The organism is Phenylobacterium sp., from assembly GCF_030697305.1.
In the GTDB taxonomy this organism is placed as follows: domain Bacteria; phylum Pseudomonadota; class Alphaproteobacteria; order Caulobacterales; family Caulobacteraceae; genus Phenylobacterium.
On record NZ_JAUYQL010000091.1, the window covers coordinates 1 to 5115 of the forward strand.

Here is a 5115-nt window from a genome sequence, read left to right on the forward strand (position 1 = left end):
TGGCGGCGGGTGGGCCGTCATCAGACTGTCGCGGCTGCGCGGCAGAACCGACCTCCCTGCATCCGGGAATGGTCATGGCCAGCGAACTCGACGACGGCGTGCTCGCCGAGATGGACCGCATCAAGCGGGAGATCGCCGACAGCTTCGACGAAGAGCTGGAGATGGAGATCGATGAGAGCCGGCTGGAGAGCCTGCTCGACGACATGTCAGAGACCCCCGGCCGCGCCCAGATCGATCGCCGGGTCTATTTCCGCGAACTGTTCCGCCTGCAGCACGAGCTGGTGCGCCTGCAGGACTGGGTGCAGCACCAGGGTCTAAGGGTGGTGGTGATCTTCGAAGGCCGCGACTCGGCCGGAAAGGGCGGGGCGATCAAGCGGATCACCCAGCGACTGAACCCACGCGTTTGCCGGGTCGCCGCCCTGCCCGCACCGAACGAACGCGAACGCACACAGTGGTATTTCCAGCGCTATGTCGCCCACCTCCCGGCGGCCGGCGAGATCGTGCTGTTCGACCGCAGTTGGTACAATCGCGCCGGCGTTGAGCGCGTGATGGGCTTCTGCACCGAGGAAGAGTGCGAGGAGTTCTTCCGCACCGTCCCGGAGTTCGAACGCATGCTGGTGCGCTCCGGCATCGTGCTGGTGAAGTACTGGTTCTCCATCACCGATGAGGAACAGCAGTTCCGCTTCAACATGCGCATCCATGACCCCCTGAAGCAATGGAAGCTCAGCCCGATGGACGTGGAGTCGCGTCGCCGCTGGGAGGACTACACCCGCGCCAAGGAAGCGATGCTGGAGCGCACCCACATTGACGATGCGCCCTGGTGGCTGGTCGAGGCCGTGGACAAGAAGAAGGCGCGGCTGAACTGCATCGCCCACTTGCTGTCCCAGATCCCCTATGGCGACACGCCAAAGGTGCCGATCACCCTGCCCGACCGCGTGCGGCACGACGACTATCTGCGCCGTCCGCCGCCGCCGCAGATGTACGTTCCGGACCTCTACTAGGCGCGTGCCAGCGCGCCTCGACGACCTTGGCGCGCACGCGGGCGGCATGCTCTGGGCGCTGGCCTTTCGGGACGGCCGCGCCCACCCCGGCGACGAAGAGGACCTGACCGCCGCACCGTCGGCGCCGGACGCCTGGACCTGGGCTCATTTCCCGCTGGGCGACGTTCGCGCCCGGGCCTTCATCGCCCGGATGCAAACCCTGCCCGCCGGTTTCCAGGAACTGATCGAGAGCGACGACCAGCGGCTGCAGTTCGCCGGCGACGGTGTCTGGGCCTATGGCGTATTGCCCGACCTGGAACGCGATCTGGCCGGCGAGCCGCGCGGCGCGGGGCGACTGTTCTTCGCGCTCGACGACCGGCTAATGATCACCGCGCGCGTGCACGCCTTGAGGGTCGTCGATGATGTTCGGCGCGAGGCTGAGCAAGGCCTGCGACTGGAACGGCCCGCGGACGCCGCCGCGGCGCTCGTCGACCACTATACCGAGTTGCTGGATCTGCGGCTGGACCAGTTGACCGTCCAGTTGGCGGCCGTCGAGGATCTGGTGCTGAGCGAGCCCTCCGACGTCGACGGGTTGAGGCTCGGCCCCCTGCGGCGCGAACTCGCACGCCATCGGCGCGAGCTTCAGGCCTTGCGCGGCGCGCTGGCGCGGGGGCGACTGGCGCGGAACGGTCGCAGTCCAGGGCCCCTGCTGCACGATCTGGAGAGGCTCGCTGCGCCGATCGGCGATCTCGATCGCGAGGCGGGCGACCTGCAGGAGCGCGCCCGCCTGCTGCACGAAGAGATCGACACCCTGATCACCAGCGCCACCAATCGTGGCATCCGCACGCTCACCGTGATCTCGACGTTGCTCATCCCGCCGACGCTCGTGGTGGGCGCGTTCGGCATGAACGTCCGCGGGATCCCATTCGCCGGATCCCGCGCGGGTTTCGCGATCGCAGTGCTGATCTGCGTGGCTCTGGTCACCGCCGCCCTGCTCCTGCTGAGGCGCCTCAAACTGCTGCCGTGAACACTCCGCGGAGCCCGCAGCCGACAAATCTTCGCGCAGTCTTGCGACGTGCTTTCCTCAGCGGCGCCTTGGGCGCTAAACAGGGGCCCCTCATGCCGCAGCCGCGCAGCGGATGATGATGCGCAACCTGGATTCTGAACACCAAGGAGACCACATCCGTGTCCACGCGTCCGTTGGAAGGCATCCTCGTCGTCGACTTCACCACCATGGTCGCCGGCGGGTCCTGCACCCGCATGCTGGCCGACTGCGGCGCGCAGGTAATCAAGCTGGAGGCTGCCGAGGGCGGCGACCTGATGCGCCGGGCCGGGAACGTCCAGGACGGCGTGTCCCTGTTCTTCGCGCTCTACAACGCTGGCAAGAAGAGCGTCGTGCTAGACCTCAAGTCGCCGGCCGGACTTGAGATAAGCAAGCGGCTGATCGAGCGCGCCGACATCGTGGTCGAGAATTTCCGCCCGGGCGTCATGGCGCGGCTGGGCCTGGATTACGAGACCGTCTCCAAAATCAATCCCAAGGCGGTCTATTGCTCGATCTCGGGCTTCGGCCAGACCGGGCCGCTGTCGCAACGCGCGGCCTACGCTCCGGTGGCCCACGCCTTCAGCGGGTTCGACATGATGCTGTCGCGCCTGCCGGACCGCGAGGCGCCGCCGCCGGACAACCGGGTGATGATCGCGGATATCGTCGCCGGGGCCTACGCCTTCTCGGCGATCCAGACCGCGCTGGTTCACCGCCTGCGCAACGGCGTCGGCAGCCACGTGGACGTGGCCATGGCCGACAGCATGATGACGCTGGTGGGCATGCAGATCCAGCAGGCCCAACACGACGCCTTGTGGCCCAGCGGCGGCTTTCCGTCGTACGCCACCAAGGACGGTTATGTGAATATCCCGCTGGTCTCGCCGATCACCTATCGCCAGGCGCTCAAGGTGATGGGCCGCGACGACATCCTGAACGACCCCGAATTCCAGGCTTCGCCCGCTACGCGTCGGGTCGAAATCATCGAAGCGCTACGCGTCTGGGCCGCCGAGCATACCAGCGAGGAGTGCGACACGATCATGACCGCAGGCGGCGTCCCATGCGCCATCTATCGCATGCCGCATGAGGTGCTCGACCACCCGCAGACGGTGGCCCGGGGTTCGTTCACCGACGTGCCGACCGCCAACGGTTCGTTCAAAATCCTCAACCCGCCGTTCCAGATCAGCGGCGCGGGCGTCAAGGCCGGCACGACGGTGCCGGCCCTGGGCGAGCATACCCACGACGTGCTCGCCGACATCCTGGGCCTGAGCGAGGCCGACCTCGCCACGGCCGCAGGCGAGAAGGCGTTCGGCTGAAGCGGCTCTAGCGAAGCGAGGCGTTCAGGCGGTCCAAGGCGTTCTGGCCCGGCGTCAGCTGCGCGTCGCTGAGCGCGTTCAGCGGAGTATCTACCGTTTCCAGGCTGTCGTGCAGGTCGCTCGCTTCGGGGTCGATGAACAGCAGCCCGGTGACGATTTCGCCCAGCGCCTGGCGCGATTGAAGATAGGACAGCGCTCCGACCCGGTCGCTGGGATCATAGTGTTCGGCCAGCTTGTGCAGATGCAGGATCGAGCCGTCGTGCTGGGCGACCTTTGTGTTCGAGCCCGGCGCGTAGTCGGCGTGGATCGGCTCGCGCGGCACCACCACGTCCAGCATGTTCACCGCCTCATTGTGCTCGCGCACGTAGTCGAAGCCCTTGGTCGAACCGGCGTGGTTGTTGAACTGGATGCAGGGACTGATGCAGTCGATGAAGGCTGCGCCCTTGTGCGCCAGCGCCGCCTTGATCAGCGGGGTGAGCTGGGCCTTGTCGCCGGAAAAGCTGCGCGCCACGAAGGTCGCGCCGAGCTGCAGGGCCAGGCTCACCAGATCGATGGCGGAGTCGTGGTTCACAGCTCCCTTCTTGGTCTTCGAGCCCTTGTCGGAGGTGGCCGAGAACTGGCCCTTGGTGAGCCCGTAAACGCCGTTGTTCTCGACGATGTAGAGCATGTTCACGCCGCGCCGGATCGAGTGCGCGAACTGGCCAAGACCGATCGAGGCCGAATCCCCGTCGCCGGAGACGCCCAGATAGATCAGGTCGCGATTGGCCAGGTTGGCGCCGGTGAGCACAGACGGCATCCGGCCGTGGACCGTGTTGAACCCGTGAGAATTGCCAAGAAAGTAGTCCGGGGTTTTCGACGAGCAACCGATCCCCGACAGCTTGGCGATCCGGTGCGGCGGAAGGTCGAGTTCGTAGCAGGCCTGGATGATCGCCGCCGAAATCGAGTCGTGGCCGCAGCCGGCGCAGAGGGTTGAGACTGAGCCCTCGTAGTCGCGACGCGTATAGCCCAGCGCGTTCTCAGCCAGCTTCGGGTGATGCAGCTGAGGTTTGGTGATGTAGGTCATTCGGCGGCCTCGGGAACCTGCCGGCGGTCAGTCATCAAGGCTTCGACTGCGCTGGAGATGAAGCGGGCGGTGATCGGGGTGCCATCGTAGTGCAGCACGGCGGTCAGCCGCGACGGGTCGATATCGCCCTCGTTGATCAGTAGGGTGCGAAGCTGGCCGTCGCGGTTCTGCTCGATGACGAAGATTCTATCGTGAGCAGCGACGAAGGCGAACACCTCGTCAGGGAAGGGGTAGGCCCGCACTCGGAGAGCGTCGAGGTGGAGACCCCGATGCTCCAGAGCATCCAAGGCCTCATGGACCGCTGGAGTGCTGGATCCGAAGAAGATCACCCCGTCGCGGGTCGCGCGCTTGGCGTCGCGTCGGATGGGGGCTGGAACCAGGCCTCGCGCCGTGTCGAACTTGCGCAGCAGACGTTCCATGTTCCCGACGTAGACCGAGCCCTCCTCGCTGTAGCGGGCATAGGGGTTGCGAGAGGTCCCACGGGTGAAATAGCCGCCCTTGGTCGGGTGGGTGCCAGGGTAGGTGCGATAGGGGATGCCGTCGCCGTCGACCTCGAGGTAGCGTCCAAAATCGCGGCCAGCCTCCAGATCGTCGTAGGTCATGACCTTTCCGCGATCGAGCTTGCGGCTGTCGTCCCATTCGAAGGGCTTGGTCAGCCACTCGTTCATGCCGATATCCAGGTCGAGCATGACGAAGATCGTGGTCTGGAGCCGATCGGCC

At 66.1% G+C, this 5115-nt stretch carries 4 protein-coding genes and 1 pseudogene; 3 read left to right on the top strand and 2 right to left on the bottom strand.

Features of this window, described 5'->3' with window-relative positions; genetic code table 11:
• Positions 1–74 precede the first annotated feature (74 nt).
• The 3 genes from ppk2 to Q8R27_RS09795 all read left to right on the top strand — a co-directional run bounded on the left by ppk2 (position 75) and on the right by Q8R27_RS09795 (position 3332).
• Positions 75–1001, top strand: a complete 927-nt coding sequence (ppk2, locus tag Q8R27_RS09785; protein ID WP_305698847.1) for a polyphosphate kinase 2 — start codon at positions 75–77, stop codon at positions 999–1001.
• Between the two features lie 4 nt (positions 1002–1005).
• The gene (locus Q8R27_RS09790) at positions 1006–2007 is read left to right on the top strand and encodes a CorA family divalent cation transporter (protein WP_305698848.1); all 1002 of its coding nucleotides are present in this window, start codon (positions 1006–1008) and stop codon (positions 2005–2007) included.
• 158 nt (positions 2008–2165) lie between these two features.
• Positions 2166–3332: a CaiB/BaiF CoA-transferase family protein gene (locus tag Q8R27_RS09795; RefSeq protein WP_305698849.1), complete on the top strand. Its 1167-nt coding sequence runs from the start codon at positions 2166–2168 to the stop codon at positions 3330–3332.
• Between the two features lie 7 nt (positions 3333–3339).
• On the opposite strand, the gene Q8R27_RS09800 is transcribed toward Q8R27_RS09795, so the two are convergent.
• Together Q8R27_RS09800 and Q8R27_RS09805 are read right to left on the bottom strand one after the other, a co-directional pair.
• A complete protein-coding gene (locus tag Q8R27_RS09800) occupies positions 3340–4395 on the bottom strand; it encodes a 2-oxoacid:ferredoxin oxidoreductase subunit beta (protein WP_305698850.1) in 1056 nt (351 codons plus the stop codon).
• Positions 4392–5115, bottom strand: a pseudogene (locus Q8R27_RS09805) (2-oxoacid:acceptor oxidoreductase subunit alpha); the annotation flags it as partial. The pseudogene Q8R27_RS09805 and the gene Q8R27_RS09800, both read right to left, overlap by 4 nt.

Excerpts from the sequence above, each read along its gene's own strand:
- ppk2 (WP_305698847.1), top strand. The coding sequence starts at position 75 with ATGGCCAGCGAACTCGACGACGGCGTGCTCGCCGAGATGGACCGCATC.
- Q8R27_RS09800 (WP_305698850.1), bottom strand. The coding sequence starts at position 4,395 with ATGACCTACATCACCAAACCTCAGCTGCATCACCCGAAGCTGGCTGAG.